Here is a 24,372-nt window from a genome sequence, read left to right as displayed (position 1 = left end):
CGCCGGACCGCCGCCGTCCGCAATCCCGGACCCTTTGCTACGGACCATGCCCGTGAACGATCAGAGCCTGACCCCGAACGTCCTGAAGACAGATGTGCTGCGCCACCTCACCTTCACGCTGGGCAAGGACGCCCCGCATGCCAGCCTCTACGACTGGCGCATGGCGCTGTCCTATGCGATCCGCGACCGGATCATGGAGCCCTGGTTCGCCTCGACCCGCCGGACCTGGGAAGAGGATCGCAAGCGCGTCTACTACCTGTCGATGGAGTTCCTGATCGGCCGCATCCTCGAGGATGCCACGATCAACCTCGGCCTGCACGACATGGCCGAGCGGGCGATGGCCGAACTGGGTCAGGACTTCAAGGCGATCGTGGGCGACGAGCCCGACGCGGCGCTCGGCAACGGCGGCCTCGGGCGGCTGGCCGCCTGCTTCATGGAGTCGATGGCGACGCTGGGCTGTCCGGCCTATGGCTACGGCATCCGCTACGAGCACGGGCTCTTCCGCCAGCGGTTCGAGGGCGGCCAGCAGGTCGAGACGCCCGAGGACTGGCTGACCCAGCGCAACCCGTGGGAGTTCGACCGCCCCGAGGCCACCTACATCGTGGGCTTCAAGGGCCATGTGGAGACCCGCGAGGGCCGTGAGGTCTGGGTTCCGGGCGAGACGGTGAAGGCCTCGGCGCATGACACGCCGGTGGTGGGCTGGAAGGGCCGCTGGGCCAACACGCTGCGCCTCTGGGGGGCCACGCCCACGACGCTGTTCGATCTGGAACGGTTCAACCGCGGCGACTACACGGCCGCGGCCGAGCCCGAGACGCTGGCCCGCACGCTGAGCCGCGTGCTCTATCCCGACGACACCACCTACCAGGGCAAGGAGCTGCGGCTGAAGCAGGAGTTCTTCCTGACCTCGGCCGCGTTGCAGGACATCCTCCGCCGGTTCAAGACGGCGCACGGCGACCTTCGGGCGCTGTCGAGGCATGTCGCCATCCAGATGAACGACACCCACCCGGCGATTGCCGGGCCCGAGCTGATCCGGCAGCTGGTGGACGAGAACGGCATCCCCTTCGACGAGGCGCTGCCCATCGCGCAGGAGTGCCTTGGCTACACCAACCACACGCTTCTGCCCGAGGCGCTGGAGCGGTGGGCCACCTTCACCTTCGGCAACGTGCTGCCGCGCCACATGCAGATCGTCGAGCGGATCGACGGCTGGCACCGGCGCACCTATCCGGCGCGCCCGCATTATGTGGGCATCGTCAAGCACCACGAGGTGCGGATGGGCGAGCTGGCCTTCATCATGGCGCACAAGGTCAACGGCGTCTCGGCGCTGCACTCGGACCTCGTCAAGACCAACCTCTTCCCCGAGCTGAACCGCCTCCACCCCGAGAAGATCGTGAACCAGACGAACGGCGTCACGCCGCGCCGCTGGCTGAAGATGGCCAACGCGCCGCTTGCCCGGCTGATCGGCGAGACGATCGGCGAAGGCTGGGAGGACGATCTCGACCGGCTGAAGGGGCTGGAGCCGCATGTGAAGGACCGCGGCTTCCTCGGGGCCTTCGATGCTGCCAAGCGGCAGAACAAGGTGGCGCTCTCGAACTGGATGGCGGCCGAGTGCGGGGTGAAGGTCAGCCCCGACGCGCTCTTCGATGTGCAGGTCAAGCGCATCCACGAATACAAGCGCCAGCTGCTGAACATCCTTGAAACCGTGGCGCGCTGGCAGGCGATCCGGGCCAACCCGAACGCGGGCTGGGTGCCGCGGGTGAAGATCTTCGGCGGCAAGTCGGCGCCGGGCTATGCGGTGGCCAAGGAGATCATCCACCTCATCAACGACGTGGGCGCGGTGATCAACTCGGACCCGGTGGTGGGCGACCTGCTGAAGGTGGTCTATCCGGCGAACTACAACGTCTCGATGGCCGAACGGCTGGTGCCGGCGGCGGATCTGTCGGAACAGATCTCGACGGCGGGCAAGGAAGCCTCGGGTACCGGGAACATGAAGTTCATGATGAACGGCGCGCCGACCATCGGCACGCTCGACGGCGCGAACGTCGAGATCCTTCAGGAGGTCGGGGCCGAGAACTTCTTCCTGTTCGGCCTGACGGCGGAAGAGGTGATGAAGCGCCGCGAGGATCCCGACCACGCGCGCAAGGCCATCGAGGCCAGCCGGGTTCTGCCGAACGTGCTGCAGGCCATCGCCGAGGGCCAGTTCAGCCCCTCGCAGCCCGACCGCTACCACGGCCTCGTGCACCGGGTCTGGCACCATGACTATTTCCTCGTCTCGTCGGACTTCGACGCCTATCTCGCGGCGCAGGCCGAGGTGGATGTGGCTTATGCCGATCGCAACCGCTGGCTGGCGATGGCCGCGCTCAACACCGCACGGTCGGGCTTCTTTTCGTCCGACCGGACGATCCGTGGTTACATGAAGGAGATCTGGGGCGTAGAGTCGGCCCTGCAGCAATAAGCCCGAGGAATCATGGCCAAATCCCCTGAGACGCTTGTCGATCCCACCGTCGCACAAGCCATCGTCGAGGGGGCGCATGGCGATCCCTTCTCGGTTCTGGGGCTGCATCGGTGGGGGCAGGGCCATGTGCTCACCGCCTTCGTGCCGGGCGCCGATCGCCTCTCCGTCCTCGCCTCGCGCGAGATCGAGGCCGAAGAGGTCGCGGGCTTCCCCGGCCTCTTTGCCGTGCGGATGGGGTGCGAGCCCTACCGGCTGCGCACCGAGGGCCATGGCGCGGTCTGGGAGTTCGAGGATCCGTTCCGCTTCGGCCCGGTGCTGGGCGAGCTGGACGAGTATCTTCTGGGCGAGGGCACGCACCGTCGGCTCTGGCAGGTGCTGGGGGCCCATCCGATCCGCCACGAGGGGGTCGAGGGCACCCATTTCGCCGTCTGGGCGCCCAATGCGCAGCGCGTCTCGGTGGTGGGCGACTTCAACATCTGGGATGGCCGCCGCCATCCCATGCGCCGCCGCGGCCCCACCGGCGTCTGGGAGACCTTCCTGCCCGGCGTGGGCGAGGGTGCGGCCTACAAGTACGAGATCCGTGGACCGGGGGGCGAGCTTCTGCCGCTGAAGGCCGATCCGGTGGGCTTCGGATCCGAACATCCGCCGCGCACGGCCTCGGTGGTGCGGGCGCTCGGGCAGCCTGACTGGCGGGACGCGGAGTGGATGGCCGAGCGCGCGGCGCGCCATTCGATCGAGGCGCCGATCTCGATCTACGAGGTCCATCTCGGCAGCTGGAAGCGGGGCGAGGGCGGGCGGATGCTCTCCTGCATCGAGCTTGCGCGCGATCTGGTGGATTATGTGGCTGACATGGGCTTCACCCATATCGAGCTGATGCCGATCAGCGAGCATCCGTTCGACGGCTCGTGGGGCTACCAGCCGGTGGGGCTCTTTGCCCCCACGATCCGCCACGGCACGCCCGACGAGTTCCGCGCGCTGGTGGAGGCCGCCCACGCCAAGGGGCTGGGCGTGCTGATCGACTGGGTGCCGGGCCATTTCCCGGCCGACGCGCATGGCCTTGGCCGCTTCGACGGGACGCCGCTCTACGAGCACGCCGACCCGCGGGAGGGCTTCCATCAGGACTGGAACACGCTGATCTACAACTTCGGCCGGACCGAGGTGGCAAATTTCCTGACCTCGAACGCGCTCTACTGGCTCGAGGAATATCACATCGACGGGCTCAGGGTGGATGCGGTGGCCTCGATGCTCTACCGCGACTATTCGCGCAGGGCGGGCGAATGGGTGCCCAACCGCGACGGCGGGCGCGAGAATTACGAGGCCATCGACCTTCTGCGCCGCGTGAACGCCACCGTCTATGGCGAGGATCCGGGCGTGATGACGGTGGCCGAGGAGAGCACGGCCTTTCCCGGCGTCTCGCGCCCCGTGCATCAGGGCGGGCTCGGCTTTGGCTTCAAGTGGAACATGGGCTGGATGAACGACACGCTCGACTACATGTCGCGCGACCCGGTGCATCGGCGGCACCATCACCACCAGATGACCTTCAGCCTGCATTACGCCTGGTCCGAGAACTACATCCTGCCGATCAGCCACGACGAGGTGGTGCACGGCAAGGGTTCGATGATCGCGAAGATGCCGGGCGAGGGGGCCGAGAAGTTCGCCAACCTGCGCGCCTACTACGGCTACATGTGGACGCACCCGGGCAAGAAGCTCCTGTTCATGGGCTGCGAGTTTGCGCAGGGGCGCGAGTGGAACCATGCGGGCGAACTCGAGTGGCAGCAGCTCGACCATCCGCTGCATCGGGGCATGCAGAGCCTCGTGCGCGATCTGAACCGGCTCTATCGCGCGACGCCGGCGCTGCACCGCAACGACGCGCGGCCCGAGGGGTTCGTCTGGCTGGAGGCCAATGACTCGGACCATTCCCTCTACGCCTTCATCCGAAGGGGCCGGGTGGATGAGCCGATGGTGGTGGCTGCGATGAACTTCACCCCCGTCGAACGGCGGGTCCGTCTCGGGCTTCCGGCCGAGGGTCAGTGGGATGAAGTTCTGAACACCGATGCCGAAATCTACGGCGGCGGGAACCGGGGCAATCTCGGCGGCGTCCTGTCCGAGCCGGTGCGCTGGCACGGGCAGGAACATTCGGCCCTTGTCACGCTGCCGCCGCTGTCTACGGTAATCTTCAGGCAGGGCTGATTTGCGCGACGGCAAGTCCGACCCCGCCGGGAACAGGGATGCAAGGCGGGGCCAACCCGCGTGACGGGAGGACGGAATGAAGGCGCAACCCCCACTGAGGCTGACCAATCAGGCCATGGCCTTCGTGCTGGCGGGCGGCCGGGGCAGCCGGCTGAAGGAACTGACCAACACCCGCGCGAAACCGGCCGTCTATTTCGGCGGCAAGGCCCGGATCATCGACTTCGCGCTGTCGAACGCGATGAACTCGGGCATCCGCAAGATGGCGATCGCCACGCAATACAAGGCACATTCCCTGATCCGGCACATCCAGCGCGGCTGGAACTTCTTCCGAGAGGAGCGCAACGAATATCTCGACATCCTGCCGGCGAGCCAGCGGGTGGACGAGCACAAGTGGTATCTCGGCACCGCCGATGCGGTGACGCAGAACATCGACATCGTGGACAGCTACGACATCAAGTATGTGATCATCCTTGCGGGCGATCACGTCTACAAGATGGATTACGAGATCATGCTGCGCCAGCATTGCGAGACCGGCGCCGACGTGACCATCGGCTGCCTGACGGTTCCGCGGATGGAGGCCACGGCCTTCGGCGTGATGCATGTCGATGCCAGCCTGCGCATCACCGACTTTCTGGAAAAGCCGGCCGACCCGCCGGGCATCCCGGGCGACGAGGGCAATGCGCTGGCCTCGATGGGGATCTATGTCTTCGACTGGGCCTTCCTGCGCGACCTGCTGATCCGCGACGCCGAAGACCCGAACTCGAGCCACGATTTCGGCCATGACCTGATCCCCGCCATCGTCAGGAACGGCAAGGCGATGGCGCACCGCTTCTCCGACAGCTGCGTGATGACCGGCCTCGAGACCGAGCCCTACTGGCGCGACGTGGGCACGATCGACGCCTTCTGGCAGGCCAACATCGACCTCACGGATTTCACGCCCAAGCTGGACCTCTATGACCGCGAATGGCCGATCTGGACCTATTCGCAGATCGTGCCGCCGGCCAAGTTCATCCATGACAGCGAGCGGCGGCGAGGCATGGCGATCTCGTCGCTGGTCTCGGGCGATTGCATCGTGTCGGGCAGCGAGATCCGCAGCTCGTTGCTGTTCACCGGCTGCCGGACGCACAGCTACTCGTCGCTGAGCCATGTGGTGGCGCTGCCGCATGTGACGGTGAACCGGAAGGCGGACCTGACGAACTGCGTGCTCGACCGCGGGGTCGTGATCCCCGAGGGGCTGGTGATCGGCCAGGAGCCGGAGGAGGATGCGCGCTGGTTCCGCCGCTCGGAGGGGGGGATCGTGCTGGTGACGCAGGACATGCTCGACGCCCGGGCGCGTGCGCTCGGCTGAGGGCGGCGGGGGCTTCGCGCCCCCGCACCCCCGCGGGATATTTGGACGAGAATGAAAGAGGCCGGGGCGGGCGCGCCCCGGGGCAGGTGGATGAAGGACGGGGACAGGATGGAGACGGCGCGCGGACGGGTGTTGTCGGTGGCTTCCGAGTGCGTGCCGCTGCTGAAGACCGGCGGACTGGCCGATGTGGTGGGCGCCCTGCCCGGTGCGCTGGCGGCCGAGGGCTGGGAGATGCGGGTGCTGATGCCCTGCTACCGTCCACTGCGGTGGCGGCTCGAGCAGATGGAGGAGGTCTTTTCCGAAGAGGATCTCTTTGGCGGCCGGGGCCGGGTGATGGCGGGCGAGGTGGCGGGGCGCAGGATGCTGCTGCTCGATGCGCCGCATCTCTATGACCGCGAGGGCGGGCCCTATGCCGGGCCCTGGGGCGACTGGGGCGACAATGCGCAGCGGTTCGCGGCGCTGTCCTGGATCGGGGCGCGGATCGCGCGCGAGGGGCTGTCGGATGGCTGGCGGCCGGAGGTGCTTCATGCGCATGACTGGCAGGCCGGCTTTGCGCCGGCCTATCTGGCCTATTGGGGCAGCGGCGGCGTGCGTTCGGTGCTGACGGTGCACAACATTGCCTTTCAGGGCTGGGCGCCGGCGGCGCTGCTGCCCTCGCTGCGGCTTCCGGCCTCGGAGTTCCATCCGGCGGCGCTGGAATATTACGGCGGGCTGTCGTCGCTGAAGGCGGGGCTGGTGACGGCGGACCATATCACCACCGTATCGCCCACCTACGCCTGCGAGCTGATGCGGCCGGAGTTCGGCATGGGGCTGCAGGGGGTGATCGCGGCGCGGGCGGCGCAGGTCTCGGGCATCCTGAACGGCGTCGATACCGACATCTGGTCGCCCGAGGCCGAGGAGCGGCCCTACACCGCCCGCAGCCTGAAGGCCAAGGCCGAGAACCGGGCGGTGCTGTCGGGCGCCTTCAAGCTCGATGTGCCGGGGCCGCTGGCGATCCTGGTGAGCCGGCTGACCTATCAGAAGGGGATCGACCTGATCCCCGAGGTCCTGCCCGACTTCATCGCCGCGGGCGGCGGGCTTGCGGTGCTGGGAACGGGAGATGCGGCGCTGGAAGGCGCGATGCGCGAGCTGGAGGTGCGCTTTCCCGGCCGCGTGGGGGTGCGGATCGGCTATGACGAGGGTCTGTCGCACCTGATGTTTGCGGGTGGCGATGCGGTGCTGGTGCCCTCGCGGTTCGAGCCCTGCGGGCTGACGCAGATGTACGGGCTGCGCTACGGGGCCATCCCGGTCGTGGCGCTGACGGGCGGGCTTGCCGACACGATCATCAACGCGAACCCCGCCGCCCTGACGGCGGGCTGTGCCACGGGTCTCACCTTCCATCCGACCGAGCCTCCGGCCCTTGCCGAGGCGCTGCGGCGGCTGATCCACCTCTACGCCGATCACGCCCTCTGGGAGAAGGTCCAGAAGAACGCGATGCGCCATCCGGTCGGGTGGCAGACCTCGGCCGCGGCCTATGCCGCGCTCTACCGGGAGCTTGTCGCGTGACAGCCGCGCCGCAGCCCGCGGGGCTGCCGGGACTTGCCACCGCGCCCGGGCGCCCCTGGCCGCTGGGCGCCAGCTTTGACGGCGAGGGGGTCAATTTCGCCCTGTTCTCGGCCCATGCCGAGAGGGTGGAGCTGTGCCTCTTTGCGCCGGACGGGCGGCACGAGCTGATGCGCCTGCCGCTGACCGAGCGCGACGGGGACATCTGGCACCTGAAGGTGAACGGCCTTCTGCCGGGGCAGCTTTACGGCTACCGCGTCCACGGCCCCTACCAGCCCGAGCAGGGCCACAGGTTCAATCCCAACAAGCTGCTGATCGATCCCTATGCCCGCAAGCTCGAGGGGCGGCTGCGCTGGTCGGATGCGGTGATGGGCTACAAGGTCGGCAGCCCGCGGGCCGATCTCTCCTTCGACAGCCGGGACAGCGCCTTTGCGGTGCCGAAGTCGGTCGTGGTGGGGCACAACTTCAACTGGGGCCCCGACGCCCCGCCCGAGCGGGCGCTGACCGAGACCCTGATCTACGAGGCCCATGTCAAGGGGCTGACCATGCTGCATCCCGGGGTGGAGGAGGGGCTGCGGGGCACATTCCTCGGCCTCGCCTCGGATGCGGTCGTCGAGCATCTGCTGCGGCTCGGGGTGACGGCGGTCGAGTTGCTGCCGGTGCAGGCCTTTCTCGACGACCGCTTTCTCGTGAACCGGGGACTTTCGAACTACTGGGGCTACCAGACCATCGGCTTCTTCGCGCCCGACCCGCGCTATCTGGCCAAGGGGGCGCTGTGGGAGTTTGCGGCGATGGTGCGGCGCTTCCACGCCGCGGGCATCGAGGTGATCCTCGACGTGGTCTACAACCACACCGGCGAGAGCGACGAGCTGGGGCCCACGCTTTCGTTCCGGGGGATCGACAACCGCAGCTACTACCGGCTGGCCGAGGGCGGGCGGCGCTATGTCAACATGACCGGCACGGGCAACACGCTCGATCTCAGCCACCCGATGGTGCTGCGGATGGTGATGGACAGCTTGCGCTACTGGGTCGAGGTCATGCATGTGGATGGCTTCCGCTTCGATCTGGCCTCGGTGCTGGGGCGCGAGGAGGATGCGTTCGACGACCGGGGCGCCTTCTTCGATGCGATCCGGCAGGATCCGGTGCTTGCGCGGGTCAAGCTGATCGCCGAGCCTTGGGATCTTGGGCCGGGCGGCTACCGGCTGGGGGGCTTTCCGCATCCGTTCCTCGAATGGAACGACAAGTTCCGCGACGATGTCCGGCGCTTCTGGCGCGGCGATGCGGGCATGACGGGCGATCTGGCGCGGCGGCTGCTGGGATCGGCCGAACGGTTCGATCACCATTCCCGCGCGGCCACCAGCTCGGTCAACTTCCTGACCGCGCATGACGGGTTCACGCTGGCCGATCTGGTGAGCCATTCCCGCAAGCACAACGAGGCCAACGGCGAAGAGAACCGCGACGGCCACGACGACAATCATTCGGACAATCTGGGCCTTGAGGGGCCGACATCGGACCCTGCCATCCAGGCGGCGCGCGCGCTGCGGAGGCGCAACCTTCTGGCGACGCTGTTTCTCAGCCAAGGGACGCCGATGCTCTTGGGCGGCGACGAGATCGGCAATTCGCAGGGCGGCAACAACAACGCCTATGCGCAGGACAATCCGGTGGGCTGGGTGAACTGGGACCGGCCCGACGAGGCGATCCTTGCCTTCGTCGAGCGGATCTCGGCTCTGCGGCGGAGCCTGCCGGTCCTGCGGCAGAAGGGCTTCCTGCACGGGCGCAGGCGCGCCTCGGACGGGATGCGCGACGTGATCTGGCGGCTGCCCGACGGGCGCGAGCCGGGGCCGCATGACTGGCACTCGGCCGCGGTGCGCTGCCTCTGCGTCGAGCTGCGGATGGACGCCGACCGGCCGGACAGGGGCGAGAGCCCGGTTCTGGCCGTCTTCAACGCCGGAGAGGCCGTGCCGCTGGCCTTGCCGCCGGTTGCCGGGGGCTGGCATCTTGTCCTCGACACGACGCGGCCCGAGGCCCCTTCCGAACCCGTGAGTCCGGGGCTTGCAGCTCCGGCCCGATCCGTGCTGGTCTTCGTGCCGGCGCCAACTGGAGAGACTGGATGACCGTCAACATCGTTCCGACCACGCCCTTCGCCGATCAGAAGCCGGGCACTTCGGGGCTGCGCAAGAAGACGCCCGTCTTCATGCGGCCGCACTATCTGGAGAATTTCGTCCAGGCCATCTTCGACGCCATCGGCGGGGCGGCGGGCAAGACCTTCGTCCTTGGCGGGGACGGGCGCTACTTCAACCGCGAGGCGGCGCAGGTGATCCTGCGGATGGCCGCGGCCAATGGTGCGGCGAGGGTCATCGTCGGGCAGGAGGCGATCCTGTCCACGCCGGCCGCCTCGAACCTGATCCGCAAGTTCGGGACGGATGGGGGCATCATCCTGTCGGCCAGTCACAATCCCGGCGGCCCCGACGAGGATTTCGGCGTGAAGTTCAACACGCCGAACGGCGGACCGGCGCCCGAACAGGTCACCGAGGCGATCTTTGCCGCCACGAAAAACATTTCCGAGTATCGGATCCTCGAGGCGCAGGATGTCGATCTTTCGGCGGTGGGTTCTGTGCAGCTTGGCAAGATGCAGATCGATGTCGTGGATCCGGTGGCGGATTATGCGGCCTTGATGGAAAAGCTTTTCGACTTCGCCGCGATCCGATCCATGTTCGCGGGCGGCTTCACCATGCGCTTCGATGCCATGTGCGCCGTGACCGGCCCCTACGCGACCGAGATCCTCGAGAACCGGCTGGGCGCGGCCCGGGGCACCGTCGTCAACGGCACGCCGCTGCCGGATTTCGGCGGGATGCATCCCGATCCGAACCCGACCTGGGCCAAGGCGCTGATGGACGAGATGTTCGGCCCCGAGGCGCCGGATTTCGGTGCGGCCTCGGACGGGGACGGGGACCGCAACATGGTGGTCGGCCGCGGGATCTATGTCTCGCCCTCGGACAGTCTTGCGGTGCTGGCGGCGAACGCCCATCTGGCCCCCGGCTACAAGGCCGGACTGAGAGGCGTCGCCCGCTCGATGCCCACATCGGCCGCGGCCGACCGGGTGGCCGAGTTCCTCGGCATCGAGGAGTTCGAGACGCCGACCGGCTGGAAGTTCTTCGGCAACCTGCTCGACGCGGGCCGCGCCACCATCTGCGGCGAGGAGAGCTTCGGCACAGGCTCGGACCATGTGCGCGAGAAGGACGGCCTCTGGGCCGTGCTGCTCTGGCTCAACATCCTCGCGGTCCGCAAGGAGAGCGTGCGCGAGATCCTCGAGGCGCACTGGCAGCAGTTCGGCCGCAACTACTATTCGCGCCACGATTTCGAGGCGATCGAAACCGCCAAGGCGGATGCGATGATGGAGGAGTTGCGCGGCAAGCTCGACGGGCTGACGGGCGTGGCCTTCGACGGGCACCTGAAGGTCGCCGAGGCGGATGACTTTGCCTATACCGACCCGGTCGATGGCTCGGTGAGCCACAGGCAGGGCGTCCGCATCCTGTTTCAGGACGGAAGCCGCATCGTGATGCGACTGTCGGGAACGGGGACGGAAGGGGCGACGCTGCGCCTTTATCTTGAACGCTATGCGCCGGGGCCCGAGGGGCTCGACCTCGACCCGCAGGAGGCGCTGGCCCCGGTGATCGCCGCCGCGCACGAGATCGCGGGGATCGAGCGCCACACCGGGCGGCGCACGCCCGACGTGATCACCTGAGCCTTTGGGCCGGACGGGGCAGGGGCAGGCTGCCCCTGCCGCCGGGCGGCCGGCCTGCGTCCGCGGCGGGCGAGGGCGCGGCCCGAACCCGGCTCTGCCGGGGCTGTCGATCCGACCTTTGGCCGGGTTATCCCGTCCGGGGGATGTGCTAGCCTCATGGAAAGACGTATGGGACGCCCATGACCGAACCTGCCCGACCGCTCCAGTCCGCGCTGATCATCGACGATCACCCGCTCTTCTGCGACGCGCTGAGCATGACGCTCAAGGCCGTGGCGGGGCTGACCCACATCGAGTCCGCCGACCGGCTCGAGACGGCGCTGGCGCGGCTCGATCTGCAGCCGGCCTTCGATGTCGTGGTGCTCGATCTGAACCTGCCGGACGTGAACGGGCTTGACGGGCTGATCCGGCTGAAGGCGAGCCTGGGCGGCGTTCCGGTCGTGGTGGTCTCGTCGCTGGCCGACAACCGGGTGATCGGCGCGGCCCTCAAGGCCGGGGCCGCCGGCTTCGTGCCCAAGCACTCGCGGCGCGAGATCTTCCGCGCGGCCTTCGAGGCGATCCGCGAGGGGCGCAGCTACCTGCCCGAAGGCTTCACCCCCCATTCGCCGGGCGCGCCCGCCAGCCAGCGCGAGGAAGCCATCGCCCGCCTGTCGCTGCTCACCCGGCAGCAGGCCAAGATCCTGCAACTCATCTGCGAGGGGCGGCTGAACAAGCAGATCGCCTATGACCTCACCATCGCCGAGACGACCGTGAAGGCGCATGTCACGGCCATCATGCGCAAGCTCGGTGTCCAGAGCCGGACGCAGGCGGTCCTGATGGTGCAGGAGGCGAGCTTTGCAAGCCTGATGCCCGAGGATTCCTGACCCGGTCCGGCGTCTGAGCCGTCCCGGCTTGTCCCGCAGCGGACGGGCACTTTCGGGATGCTTGTCAGGCGCGGATGCGGCGCATTAGGCTCCGACCGGGAGGACGGCCAATGGAAGGATTGCGCGAGCGGACGGTCGCTGCGGGGCGGGATGGCGGCGCCCCGGCGCTCGTCCCCAGCGCCCATGTGACGAGCGACACGCCCGAGGCCGCCCACCGGCTTGCCGAGGCTCTGGGGCCGGGACCCTTCGCGCTCGTGATCCTGTTCATGAGTCCCGGCGCCGACGTGGCCGCGCTGGCGCGCGAGGCGGGAGCGGTCTTCGGCGCCGTGCCGGTCATCGGCTGCACCACCGCCGGAGAGATCAGCTCCGACGGCTACACCGAGGGCGAGATCGTGGCCGTCGCCCTGCCGGAGGCGCATTTCCGCGCCCGCCCGGTCGTGGTGCGGGATCTTGCCCGTCTCGACCGCGAGGCGTTGATCGGCCGCCTCATCCGCGAGCGCGACGCGCTGGCGCGCGACCGGCCGGACTGGCCGGGCGAGTTTGCCTTCCTGATGGTGGACGGCCTGTCCACGCGCGAGGATGAGCTGGCCTCGGCGCTGGCGGCGGGGCTGGGGCCGGTGCCGCTGTTCGGCGGCTCGGCCGCAGACGGGGTGCGCTTCCGCGAGACCTTCGTGATCCACAACGCCGAGGTGCTGCGCGACGCGGCGGTGCTGGCGCTGGTGCGCAGCGACTGCCGCGTGCGGGTCTTCAACCTCGACCATTTCCGCCCCACGGATCAGCGGATGGTGGTGACCGAGGCCGATCCCGCCCGCCGGATCGTGCGCCGGATCAATGCCGAACCGGCGGCGCAGGAATATGCGCGGCTTCTGGGCAAGGACCCGGCGCAGCTCGACAGCTTCACCTTTGCGGCCCATCCGGTCGTCGTGCGCATCGGCGGCAAGCACCATGTCCGCGCCATCCGCGAGGTGGCCCCGAACGGGGATCTCGTCTTCTTCTCGGCCATCGACGAGGGGCTGGTGCTGACCCTGGCCGAGCCGCAGGATCTGGTCGGGCATCTCGCGGGCGAACTGGCCGCGCTGGGGGCCGATGGGCCGCCCTCGGCCATCGTGGCCTGCGACTGCGTCCTGCGCCGGATGGAGGCGCTCGACAGTCAGGCCATCGGGGCGGTGTCGCGCCTCCTGCGGCAGCATCGGGTGGTGGGCTTCTCGACCTATGGCGAGCAGCTCAACGGGATGCATGTGAACCAGACCATGACGGGCGTCGCGATCTATCCGCCGGAGGAGCCATGAGCTTCGCCCTGATCGACCCGACCGATCCGCCCGAGCGCCAGCGCGACAAGCTGCTCGAGATCGTGCGCGCCCTGATGGCGCGGGTCGAGCGGACGACCGACGACAGCGGCGCGGCCTACGCGCAGTTCCAGCGCGCGGCCATGCTCGAGGATCAGGTGCGCGAGCGGACGGCCGACCTGCAGCGCACGCTGGAACTGCTGAACCTGTCCAACGAGCGGCTGGCCGAGGCGACGCGCGCCGCCGAGGAAGCGCGCCAGAACCTCGCCAACGCCATCGAGACGGTGCAGGAGGGCTTTGCGCTCTTCGACGCAGACGATGTGCTCGTGCTCTGCAACTCGCGCTTCGGAATGCACATGCTGGACGTGCAGGAGCATCTGAAGCCCGGCCTCAGCTTCGGCAGCTACATCGACCGGGTCAGCCGCTCGCGCTATCTGGCGCTGCCCGAGGCCGAGACGCCCGAGGACTGGGCAATCCGCCGCAAGCGCCGCCACTACGACCGGCATTCCATCTTCAACGTGCGGCTGATCTGGGACCGCTGGCTGCAGGTGTCCGAGCATCGGACCGCCGATGGCGGCACGGTGATCCTGCAGACCGACGTGACCGACCTGATCCGCATCGAGCGGCTGGAACGCGGCAAGATGCTGGACGATCAGGCCCGCGTGATCCGGGCGACGCTTGACCACATCAACCAGGGGGTCTGCATCTTCGACGCCGAGGGCCGTCTTGTCGGCTGGAACCAGCGGCTCGGAACCCTGCTGGCGATCCCGATGAACCGCTTCCGGCTGGGGGTCAGCTTTGGCTACCTGCTGGAACGTTTCGCGCACGAGATCAGCTTTGGCGAGGGGATGGATGCGGGCCAGCTGGAAGGCTGGGTCCAGGCCCGCCACGAACGCGCGCCGCTGTCGTTCGAGCTGCGGCGCCACGATGAGCTGATCCTCGACGTCTTTGCGCAGGAGATGCCCGACCGCGGCTTCGTGATGAGCTTTACCGACGTCACCGCGGAACGTGCGGCGATCGAGGCGCTGTCGCGCGCCAACGAGACGCTTGAGGCCCGCGTGATGGAGCGGACGCTGGAGCTGGAGGATGCGCTGGCCCATGCCGAGCGCGCCAACGCCTCGCGCTCGCGCTTCGTGGCGGCGGCAAGCCATGATCTCCTGCAGCCCCTGTCGGCGGCCAAGCTCTTCATTGCCAGCATCGGCGACGAGGCGGTGGCGCCGGAAAGCCGCGAGGCGCTGGCCAAGGCGCAGAAGGCGCTCGATTCGGTGGAAGGGATCCTCGGCGCGCTGCTCGACATCTCGAAGCTCGAGTCGGGCCGGGCGGCGGTCAGCGTGCAGCCGGTGCGGCTGGACCGGCTGATGGCGCAGCTGTCCGACGAATTCGCGCCCATCGCCGCGGCGCGCGGGCTCCGGCTGACGGTGCTGCCCTCGGGGGCGCTGGTGGCCTCGGACCCGACCTACCTGCGGCGCATCCTGCAGAACCTGATCGGCAATGCGATCCGCTACACCGCGCGGGGCCGGGTGCTGGTGGGCGCGCGGCGGCGCCGCGGGATGGTGCGGCTTGAAGTGTGGGACACCGGCCCCGGCATTGCCGAGGCCGATCAGGAGGCCATCTTCAAGGAGTTCCACCGGCTCGACGCGCCCGCCTCGCCCTCGGAGGGGATGGGCCTCGGGCTGGCCATCGTCGAGCGTGCCTGCGGGCTTCTGGGCCATCCGCTGGGTCTGCGCTCCGAGATCGGGCGGGGCACCTGCTTCATGCTGCAGGTGCCGCGCGCCGAAAGTGCCCCGCCGCCCGCACCCGCGGATGCCTCGGAGGCGCGGGCTCAGGCCAAGGTCGCGGTGCAGGACAAGATTGCCTTTCTGGTCGAGAATGACGACAACCTGCGGCAGGCGATGGGGCTTCTGCTCGAGAAATGGGGGGTGAGCGTGCTCGATGCCCCTTCGGGCGAGGAGGCGCTGGACCTGATCGACGAGATCGGCATCCTGCCCGATTTCTTCCTCGTCGATCAGCAGCTTGGGGCCGGAATGACCGGGGTGGAGTTCATCCGCGCGATCCACGGGCGGCACGGGCCGGTGCCGGCCTGCATCGTGACCGCCGCCCGCCGCCCCGAGATCGCCGCGCTCTGCGCCGAGGCCGGCATCGGGCTGATCCAGAAGCCGATCGACGCCCGTGCGCTCGAGCAGTTTCTGGGCGCGCTGTAGCGGACACCGGGGGCGCCGCACGGGCCGCGCTGCGTCACTACGACCAAGGTCACATAGCCGCACCGCGCCCTTTCGCCCTAATCTTCCGGCATCGAGGGGGATTGTCATGCAGCTTGCCGATCAGAGAACCATCGCCGCCGACCCTGCCACCGTCTGGGCGGCCATCCTCGACCCGGAGGTGCTCCGGGTCTGCATCCCTGGATGCGAAAGCCTCACCGGCAGTCCCGCCGAGGGCTACGAGGCCATCGTCACCCAGAAGGTCGGTCCCGTGAAGGCGCGCTTCACCGGCCATGTGACGCTGTCGGACATGGTCGAGGAACAGGGCCTCACCATCTCGGGCGAGGGCAAGGGCGGGGCCGCGGGCTTTGCGCGCGGCTCGGCCAAGGTCGCGATGAGCCCGGCCGAGGGGGGCACGCTCCTGTCCTACGAGGTCGATGTCCATGTCGGCGGCAAGCTCGCGCAGCTTGGCAGCCGGATCATCGACGGCTTTTCACGCAAGATGGCCGACCAGTTCTTCGAGCGGTTCCAGTCGGCCGTCGAGGGCCCCGCCGAGGGCGAGGACGAGCCCGAGGCCGTCGCGGTCGGCGCCGAGGGAGAGGCGCCCGCGAAGAAGGGCTGGTTCAAGCGCATCGTCTCGCGCTGAGCCGAAGACCGTATCAGGGAGGGTATTCATGAAAGTCACGATGACCGTGAACGGCAAGGCCATGTCCGCCGAAACGGAAGGCCGCACGCTGCTCTCGAGCTTTCTGCGCGAGGGGCTGGGGCTGACCGGCACCCATGTCGGCTGCGACACCACGCAATGCGGCGCCTGCACGGTCCATGTCGACGGCCAGCCGGTGAAGAGCTGCACGGTGCTGGCGCAGGACGTGGCGGGCAAGTCCGTCACCACCATCGAGGGGATGGCGAACAAGGACGGCTCGCTGTCGGTCATCCAGCAGGCGTTCCAGGATCACCACGGGCTTCAGTGCGGCTTCTGCACGCCCGGCATGGTGATGGCCTCGGCCGCGCTGCTGGCCGAGACCCCGCATCCGACCGAGGAGGAGGTGCGCCATTACCTCAAGGGCAACATCTGCCGCTGCACCGGATACCACAACATCGTCAAGGCGGTGATGGCCGCCGCGGGCGCCGACAGCCAGAAGCTCGCCGCCGAATAAGCGGGCCAGCACAGGAAGGGAGGTTTTTCATGCCGAAGGACGGAGGCATCGGCGCAAGCACGCTGCGCCGCGAGGATATCCGGTTCCTGACCGGAAAGGGCCGCTACACCGCTGACATCAACCTGCGCGGACAGGCCTTTGCCTGCTTCCTGCGTTCGGAGGTCGCGCATGGGCGGATCCGGTCGATCGACACCAGCGCCGCCGAGGAGATGCCCGGCGTGCTCGCGGTGATGACGGGCGAGGATTTCACCGAAGTGGGCGGCAACCCGACCGGCTGGCTCGTGCAGAGCCGCAACGGCGCCACGATGAAGGAGCCGAAGCGCCCCGTGCTCGCGCATGGCAAGGTCCGCCATGTCGGCGATGCCTATGCGCTGGTGGTGGCCGAGACCTACGAGCAGGCGAGGGACGCCTGCGAAGCCATCGTGGCCGACATCGAGGAACTGCCCGCCATCGTGGACATGGCGGCCGCGGTGGCCGACACCACGAACCGCGTCCATGACGAATGCGAGGACAACGTGGTCTTCGACTGGGGCTGGATCGAGGAGAACCGCGCCGCCGTCGATGCCGCCTTCGAGGCCGCGCCCCATGTCACGACGCTGGAACTGGTGAACAACCGCCTCTCGCCCAACGCGATGGAGCCACGCGCCTCGATCGGCGATTTCGACAGTGGGACAGGCGATTACAAGCTCTACACCACCTCGCAGAACCCGCACCTGACGCGGCTGCTGATCTCGGCCTTCGTCATGGGCATCCCCGAGAACAAGCTGACCGTGATCGCGCCCGACGTGGGCGGCGGCTTCGGCTCGAAGATCTATCACTACGGTGAGGAAGCGGCGGTGCTTGCGGCCTCGAAGCGGCTGGACCGGCCGGTGAAATGGGTCTGCGACCGCTCCGAGGCCTTCCTGTCGGATGCCCACGGGCGCGACCATGTGACGAAGATCCAGCTCGCGACGGACAGGGAAGGCAACTTCCTCGCGCTCAGGACCGAGACGCTGGCGAACATGGGGGCGTATCTGTCGAACTTCGCCACCTGCACGCCGACCTTCCTGCATGGCACGCTGATGGCGGGGCCCTACAAGACGCCGCTCGTCTATGTGAACGTCAAGGCGGTGTTGACGAACACGGTTCCGGTCGATGCCTACCGCGGCGCGGGCCGGCCCGAGGCCACCTATTCGCTGGAGCGCGTCATCGACAAGGCGGCGGACGAGCTGGGCCTCGACCCGTGGGAGATCCGGCGCAGGAACTTCATCAATCCCGACCAGTTCCCCTACACGACGCCGGTCGGCCTTGTGTATGACACCGGCAACTATCACGCGACGATGGACAAGCTGCGCGAACTGTCGGACGTGGCGGGCTTCGAGGCGCGGGCCGCGGAAAGTGCGGCCAAGGGCAAGCTGCGGGGCTTCGGGCTGTCCACCTGGATCGAGGCCTGCGGGATCGCGCCCTCGAACCTCGTCGGCGTGCTGGGCTGCCGCGTGGGGCTTTACGATGCGGCGACGATCCGGGTGAACGCGACCGGCAACATCTCGGTTCTGGTCGGCGCGCACAGCCACGGGCAGGGGCACGAGACGGTCTTTGCCCAGTTGATCGCCGAGAAGCTGGGGGTGGATGCGAAGTCGGTCGAGATCGTCCACGGCGATACGTCGAAGATCCCGTTCGGCATGGGCACCTATGGCTCGCGCAGCCTTGCGGTCTGCGGCTCTGCGATGATGAAGGCCGCCGACAAGATCATCGACAAGGGCAAGAAGATCGCGGCCCACATGCTGGAGGCCGCCGAGGGCGACATCGAGTTCAACGACGGCAGCTTCTCGGTCGCGGGCACCGACAGGCAGAAGAGCTTTGCCGAGATCGCCTTTTCCGCCTACGTCCCGCACAACTATCCGCTCGAGACGCTGGAGCCGGGGCTGGAAGAGACCGCCTTCTACGATCCGGCCAACTTCACCTATCCGGCCGGCGCCTATGGCTGCGAGGTCGAGGTGGACCCCGAGACCGGCGGCGTGGACATCGTCCGCTTCACCTGCGCCGACGATTTCGGCAATGTCATCAACCCGATGATCGTCGCCGGGCAGGTGCATGGCGGGGTGGCCCAGGGCATCGGGCAGGCGCTGCTCGAGGGTGTGGTCTACAACGAGGATGGCCAGCTTCTGACCGGCTCCTACATGGACTATGCCATGCCGCGGGCGGATGATGTGCCCAACTTCACCGTGGACCATTCCTGCGTGACCCCCTGCACCCACAACCCGCTGGGCGCCAAGGGTTGCGGCGAGGCCGGCGCCATCGGCACCCCGCCGGCGGTCGTCAATGCGGTGATCGACGCGCTGCACCGCGCCGGGCACCGGCACATCACCCACATCGACATGCCGCTGACGCCGTCGCGCGTCTGGACGGCGATCCACGGCTGAGGAGGGGACCATGCACAATTTCGAACTGGTGAAACCCGCCTCGATCTCCGAGGCCGTGGCGGCGCTGGCGGATGAGACCGCGCAGGCCCTGTCGGGTGGGCAGACGCTGCTGCCCTCGATGAAGCAGCGGCTGGCGGCGCCCGAACGGCTGGTGAGCCTTGCCGACATCGCCGAGATGAAGGGCGTCTGCCTGGGCGACCGCGGCCTGGCCGTCGGGGGCGCCACGCCGCATGCCGTGGTGGCGCGGGAGGCGAAGGCGCATTATCCCGCGCTCGCCTGGCTTGCGGGCGAGATCGGCGACCCCTCGGTGCGGGCGCGCGGCACGATCGGCGGCAGCCTTGCCAACAACGATCCCGCGGCCTGCTATCCGGCGGCGGCGCTCGGCTCTGGCGCGATCCTCGTCACCGACCGCCGCGAGATCGCGGCGGACGCGTTCTTCCAGGGCCTGTTCACCACCGCGCTCGGGGAAGGCGAGATCATCACCTCGGTCCATTTCCCGATCCCCGAGAAGGCGGCTTACATGAAGTTCGCCCAGCCCGCCTCGCGCTTCGCCCTCGTGGGAGTGTTCGTGGCGAAGTTCGCCGATGGCGTGAGGGTGGCCGTCACCGGAGCGGGCGAGGACGGCGTCTTCCGCTGGACCGAGGCCGAAGCGGCCCTGTCGGCCGATTTCCGCCCCGACGCGGTCGAGGGGCTGGCGCTGTCGGCTGAGGGGATGCTGGGCGACATGCACGGCACACCCGCCTATCGCGCCAATCTCGTCAAGGTCCTGACGCGGCGGGCGGTCGCGGCCGCCTGACCCGGCCCGTGACGAAGCGGCCTGAGGAACGCCGCTGCGGCCGGGGAGATCCCGGCCGCAGGCGCGCGTTCCGGCTCAGGCCGCCATGCGGCCCGCGAGGGCGGCAGGCTGTCCCGCCTGTGGGGCAATGCTGATCGGCCGCGGCTCAGGGGCCGGACCGGCGACTTGCCCGTCACTCTCCAGGCGGAAGTAGTCCACCGCCCTCTGCAGGCGGATCACCTGCTGCGACAGGTCTGCCGCGCCTTCCGCAAGACGGTCCGATGCGTCGCCGTTCTGCTGGGCCACGCTGTCGAGCTGCAGGATTGCCGCCGAGATCTGTCCGGCGCCGGCCGAGAGTTCCTGCGCCGAGGTCGAGATGCCGGACACGAGCGTTGCGGTGCCGCGGATATCGGGCACCAGCCGGTCGAGCATCCGGCGCGCCTCGGTCGCGGCCTGCGCCGTGCGCGACGACAGCGCCGAGATCTCCTGCGAGGCCGTCTGGCTGCGCTCGGCCAGCTTTCGCACCTCGTCGGCGACCACGGCAAAGCCGCGCCCGTGCTGCCCGGCCCGTGCGGCCTCCACGGCGGCGTTCAGCGCCAGCAGGTCGGTCTGGCGCGCGATCTCCTGCACGACGAGGATGCGCTCGGAAATCTCGTGCATGGCGGCAACCGCCGTGGCGACGGCCTGGCCCGATGCGCTCGCTTCCTCGGCCGAGAGCGCCGCCTTGCGTTCGGTCTCGGCCGCATTGTCCGAGCTCTGGCGGATGTTGGCGGCGATCTGCTCGACCGAAGCCGAGGCCTGCTGGCTGGCCGAGGCCTGTTCGGCGGCCCCGTCGCTCAGTTGCCGCGACGAGGCCGCGATCAGCGAGCTCTTGTCCCCGACCTCCTGCGCGCTCGAGGCGACGGTGGACACCACCTCACGCAGCCGCTCGACCATGCGGTGGTTGGCCCGCACCAGGGCCGCGAACTCGTCCCGGCCGCGCACCTCGGGGACAGGGGCAAGATCGCCCGCCGCCACCCGCTCGCTCAGGGCCAGCGCGGTGCGCAGGCCGCGGCCGATGGTGATGACGATCCAGCTGACCGCGATGATCGAGACCGCAACGGCAAAGGCCAGCATGATCGCAAGGTTGCGCATCGAGGCCGAGAAGGCGGCCTCGGTGGCGGCGCGCCGATCCTGCATTCCGGTCACGAGATCGTCCGAAAGATCCGCCAGCATCTGCACCCGTGCGGCCAGCCGCGTCTGTTGCTCGGGCGCCATCAGAAGCGCCTGCGCCTCGGCGTTCCGGCCCTGGTCCACAAGGTCCAGCACGCGGTCGTTGACCGTCTTGCTCGCCTTCCAGTCCGCCTCGTAGGCCTGCAGAGTCGCCATGTGCGGCGTGTTTTCAAGGAAGGCGGACAGCTGGTCGAAGACGGGCAGCATCTCGTCCCGCAGCGCCTTCATCTTCGCCCGCTGGCTGGCGTGAAGGTCGGCCGAGTCGCTCAGCACATATTCGCGCTGCAGCACGTTGCGCTGAAGCTGGATCTGGTTCAGCTGGTAGGCATGAAGCGCCTGCGGCACCTCATGGTCGGAGAAGCGGGCCATGTCGGCGCGAAGCTGTCCGATCGTGGACAGCTCCAGCCACAGTGCCAGTCCCGCAAGGAGCCCCACGATCCCGAAGCTCAGGATGAGCCTGGCGCGTACCGTCAAATCAACCATTCCAAATTCTCCGATTCACACATGTAATAAAAGGCATATGACGTATGCGTCGGGAAAAGCGACGGAAGTTTGGTCTGCCTGCGGTTCGCTTGCGATGGTGGCCGCCCGTTTCGGAGGGGTCACCCCGTCGGAAAGGGTGCGGCAGGCCGCCGCTGCCGGTCGAGGTTGGGCGGCCGGGATGCGCTCAGATCGTGGCGAGATGGGTGGCGCAGCCGGTCAGGGCGGCGTAGTCGTCCTCGACGATGCAGACGGGGAAGTCGTCCATGAAGGCCGAAAAGCGGCCCTTGTCGCGGAAGCTGTCGGCAAAGCCCATCGGCCCGAGATGCGCGGCGAAGGCACGCGCGACGCCCCCGCAGAGGAAGATCCCGCCGAAGGGCAGGTGGATCAGGGCGAGATTGCCCGCCTCGGCCCCGAGGATGCGGGCGAACAGCTCGGCCGCCGCGCGGGCGGGCCCGGGCTCGGCGATGGCCGCCATGATCTCGGCGGCGGATTTCCGATCCTCGAGCCCCGCCTCGGAGGCCGTGAAGGCGTAGAGGCGTTCGAGCCCGCGCCCCGAGAGCACGTCCTCGACCCCGGCAAAGCCGTGGATCTTCTGCACGAACTGCGCAAGGCGCAGGTCGCGCTCGGTGCGGACCGGCATTCCCGCGTGGCCGCATTCCGAGGCCGCCACCACCCGCAGACCCGGCATGTCGTGGACGGGCGCCGCGTTGAAGCCGGTGCCCACGCCGATGACCAGCATGGGCCCCGCGCGGCGCGGATGGGGGCCGGGGATCAGCATCCGCAGGTTCGCCTGATCGACATGGCCAAGGGCGTGGCCCTGCGCCTGAAGATCGTTCAGCACCGCCACCCGGGGCGCCCCCGTCGCGCGCAGAAGCTCGGCCCCGTCCACCGTCCAGTCGAGGTTGGTGAGCGTGGCCACACCGTCGCGCACCGGGCCGGCCGCCGCCACGCAGGCGCCGTCGATCTCGGGGCTGCCGGCGGCGGCCAGGAAATCGCGCAGCACGGGGGCCAGCGCCGGATAGTCGCGGTTGCGAAAGCGCCGCGTCGTCTTGGCCATCAGCCGCGGACCCTGCGCAAGCGCCACGCGCGTGTTCGTGCCGCCGATGTCGGCGACGAGGCAGAGGGGGGCGTTGTCCATGAGCGTCTCCGGGGCTCGCTATCGCGCCAGCGCGCGGGCCAGGGCGTGATAGGACGCTTTCGGGGTGCGCTGCAAGTTCTGGAAGTCCACATGCACGAGGCCGAACCGCTTCTCGTAGCCGAACGACCATTCGTAATTGTCCAGCAGCGACCAGACATGATAGGCCTTCACCGGCACGCCTTCGGCCTGCGCGCGCCGGACGGCGGCCAGATGGTCCTCGATGAAGGCGATCCGGGCGCTGTCCTGCACCCCGCCGGCTGCGATCCGGTCGGCCGAAGCCATGCCGTTCTCGGTCACCATCAGGGGAAGGCCGCGGGTGTAGCCCTCGTGGATGCGGCGCAGGATCTCGGCCAGTCCGTCGGGATAGATCTCCCAGCCCATCTGCGTCCGGGCGAGGGGCCCCTCGACCTCGCGCAGGCCGGGCCACGGCCCCGGCGCGGCGCAGACGAGCTTGCGGGTGTAGTAGTTCAGACCGAACCAGTCGAGCGGGCGGGCGATATGGTCGAAGTCCTTCTCCCAGCCCTCGGGCAGGTGGGGCGCGAGCCCCTCGAGCGCCTCGGCGGGATACTGGCGGTTGAAGAGCGCCGAGACGAACCAGCGGTTGATGATCGCATCGTGCCGCCGGGCCGCCGCGGCCGAGGCCTCGCTTCCGTCCGCCGGGATCACATGCTCGAAGTTGCAGACGGTGCCGAGATTGCCCACACCGAGCGCGCGCAGCGCCTCGATCGCCGATCCGTGCGCAAGGAGGACGTGGTGCATGGCCCGCGCCGCCGCCCGGATGTCGCGCACCCCCGGCGCATGATGGCCGAGGAAATGCGACAGCCACGCCACGCACCAGGGCTCGTTCACCGGGGCGGTGGCCCAGATGCGATCCCCGATCCGCCGCATCAGCGCCTCGGCGTAATCCGCAAACCAGCCGGCGACGTCGCGGTTGCGCCAGCCGCCCATATCCAGCAGCGCCGACGGCATCTCCCAGTGATAGAGGGTCAGCGAGGGCCTGAGCCCGCGTTCGAGCATCCCGTCCACCAGCCGGTCGTAGAAGGCGAGGCCCTCGGCATTCACCCGCCCGCGTCCCTCGGGCATCACCCGCGCCCAGGAGGCCGAAAAGCGGTAGCAGTCGAAGCCCGCATCTCGGACGAGATCGAGATCCTCTTCCCAGCGGTGGTAGTGGTCGCAGGCGCGCCCGCCGTGCTCGGCATGGGCGACATTGCCAGGCACGGCGGCGAAATCGTCCCAGTGGGTCCGGCCTGCGCCTCCGGCGGCGTGGCCCTCGATCTGATAGGCCGAGGTGGCCACCCCGAACAGGAAGTCCTTGGGAAAGTCGGCGCGGGAGAAGGTCATGGGGAAGCTCCGTCGGGATGGACGGGGCCCGCCGGTGCGGGTCCCGCGGTTGCAGCGGGCGCCGGATGCCGGCCGCCCATGGGAAGGAGCGGGCCCGTCGCCCCGGCCGCCTCCCTCGCCAGACGGAACGGGAGAGACGGTCGCCAGTTCCCGGCCGGCCGGGAACCATCGGGCAAGAGGCGGCGTTGCGGGTCAGGAAGCGGGCATCTGCCGCATGCGCTTGTGCTTTCCAGCCACGGGAGG

Annotated in this window: 16 protein-coding genes; 13 read left to right on the top strand and 3 right to left on the bottom strand. The window is 68.8% G+C overall.

The genetic code is table 11. The features are described 5' to 3' along the window. Positions 1-46 precede the first annotated feature (46 nt). The 13 genes from FG154_RS00365 (at position 47) to FG154_RS00305 (ending at position 19,976) form a co-directional block, all read left to right on the top strand. Positions 47-2,452, top strand: coding sequence for a glycogen/starch/alpha-glucan phosphorylase (locus FG154_RS00365; protein ID WP_145103157.1), 2,406 nt, complete (start codon positions 47-49; stop codon positions 2,450-2,452). A 12-nt stretch (positions 2,453-2,464) separates the two neighbouring features. Then, entirely contained in the window at positions 2,465-4,642 is a 2,178-nt protein-coding gene (gene glgB, locus FG154_RS00360) for a 1,4-alpha-glucan branching protein GlgB (protein WP_145103154.1), read from the top strand. A gap of 76 nt (positions 4,643-4,718) precedes the next feature. Next, complete coding sequence (gene glgC, locus FG154_RS00355) at positions 4,719-5,990, top strand: glucose-1-phosphate adenylyltransferase (RefSeq protein WP_145103151.1); 1,272 nt, start codon at positions 4,719-4,721, stop codon at positions 5,988-5,990. Positions 5,991-6,098: 108 nt separating this feature from the next. After that, a complete protein-coding gene (gene glgA / locus FG154_RS00350) occupies positions 6,099-7,535 on the top strand; it encodes a glycogen synthase GlgA (RefSeq protein ID WP_145103148.1) in 1,437 nt (478 codons plus the stop codon). Further along, complete coding sequence (glgX, locus tag FG154_RS00345) at positions 7,532-9,646, top strand: glycogen debranching protein GlgX (RefSeq protein ID WP_145103145.1); 2,115 nt, start codon at positions 7,532-7,534, stop codon at positions 9,644-9,646. The genes glgA and glgX overlap by 4 nt, the downstream gene beginning before the upstream one ends. After that, the gene (locus FG154_RS00340; protein ID WP_145103142.1) at positions 9,643-11,277 is read left to right on the top strand and encodes an alpha-D-glucose phosphate-specific phosphoglucomutase; all 1,635 of its coding nucleotides are present in this window, start codon (positions 9,643-9,645) and stop codon (positions 11,275-11,277) included. Before glgX ends, FG154_RS00340 begins: the two co-directional genes overlap by 4 nt. Before the next feature lie 179 nt (positions 11,278-11,456). After that, the gene (locus FG154_RS00335) at positions 11,457-12,137 is read left to right on the top strand and encodes a response regulator transcription factor (protein ID WP_145103139.1); all 681 of its coding nucleotides are present in this window, start codon (positions 11,457-11,459) and stop codon (positions 12,135-12,137) included. Between the two features lie 110 nt (positions 12,138-12,247). After that, the gene (locus FG154_RS00330) at positions 12,248-13,426 is read left to right on the top strand and encodes an FIST N-terminal domain-containing protein (RefSeq protein ID WP_145103136.1); all 1,179 of its coding nucleotides are present in this window, start codon (positions 12,248-12,250) and stop codon (positions 13,424-13,426) included. Continuing rightward, entirely contained in the window at positions 13,423-15,624 is a 2,202-nt protein-coding gene (locus FG154_RS00325) for a hybrid sensor histidine kinase/response regulator (protein WP_145103134.1), read from the top strand. Before FG154_RS00330 ends, FG154_RS00325 begins: the two co-directional genes overlap by 4 nt. A gap of 106 nt (positions 15,625-15,730) precedes the next feature. Further along, positions 15,731-16,267, top strand: a complete 537-nt coding sequence (locus FG154_RS00320) for an SRPBCC family protein (RefSeq protein ID WP_145103131.1) — start codon at positions 15,731-15,733, stop codon at positions 16,265-16,267. A gap of 28 nt (positions 16,268-16,295) precedes the next feature. Continuing rightward, on the top strand, positions 16,296-16,778 hold the full coding sequence (locus tag FG154_RS00315) for a (2Fe-2S)-binding protein (RefSeq protein ID WP_145103128.1): 483 nt from the start codon (positions 16,296-16,298) through the stop codon (positions 16,776-16,778). A 29-nt stretch (positions 16,779-16,807) separates the two neighbouring features. Continuing rightward, positions 16,808-19,180: a xanthine dehydrogenase family protein molybdopterin-binding subunit gene (locus tag FG154_RS00310; protein ID WP_145103125.1), complete on the top strand. Its 2,373-nt coding sequence runs from the start codon at positions 16,808-16,810 to the stop codon at positions 19,178-19,180. Positions 19,181-19,190: 10 nt separating this feature from the next. Next, the gene (locus tag FG154_RS00305) at positions 19,191-19,976 is read left to right on the top strand and encodes an FAD binding domain-containing protein (RefSeq protein WP_145103122.1); all 786 of its coding nucleotides are present in this window, start codon (positions 19,191-19,193) and stop codon (positions 19,974-19,976) included. Positions 19,977-20,051: 75 nt separating this feature from the next. Here FG154_RS00305 and FG154_RS00300 read toward each other — a convergent pair whose 3' ends face one another. The 3 genes from FG154_RS00300 to FG154_RS00290 all read right to left on the bottom strand — a co-directional run bounded on the left by FG154_RS00300 (position 20,052) and on the right by FG154_RS00290 (position 24,129). Continuing rightward, on the bottom strand, positions 20,052-21,650 hold the full coding sequence (locus tag FG154_RS00300; protein WP_145103119.1) for a methyl-accepting chemotaxis protein: 1,599 nt from the start codon (positions 21,648-21,650) through the stop codon (positions 20,052-20,054). A 184-nt stretch (positions 21,651-21,834) separates the two neighbouring features. Beyond that, positions 21,835-22,788, bottom strand: a complete 954-nt coding sequence (locus FG154_RS00295) for a glucokinase (RefSeq protein WP_145103116.1) — start codon at positions 22,786-22,788, stop codon at positions 21,835-21,837. An 18-nt stretch (positions 22,789-22,806) separates the two neighbouring features. After that, positions 22,807-24,129, bottom strand: coding sequence for a GH1 family beta-glucosidase (locus FG154_RS00290; protein WP_145103113.1), 1,323 nt, complete (start codon positions 24,127-24,129; stop codon positions 22,807-22,809). Between the last annotated feature and the right edge of the window lie 243 nt (positions 24,130-24,372).

Origin of the sequence: Cereibacter sediminicola, assembly GCF_007668225.1 — a bacterium.
In the GTDB taxonomy this organism is placed as follows: Bacteria; Pseudomonadota; Alphaproteobacteria; order Rhodobacterales; family Rhodobacteraceae; genus Cereibacter_A; species Cereibacter_A azotoformans.
This window is presented reverse-complemented; position numbering and strand designations above follow the sequence as displayed.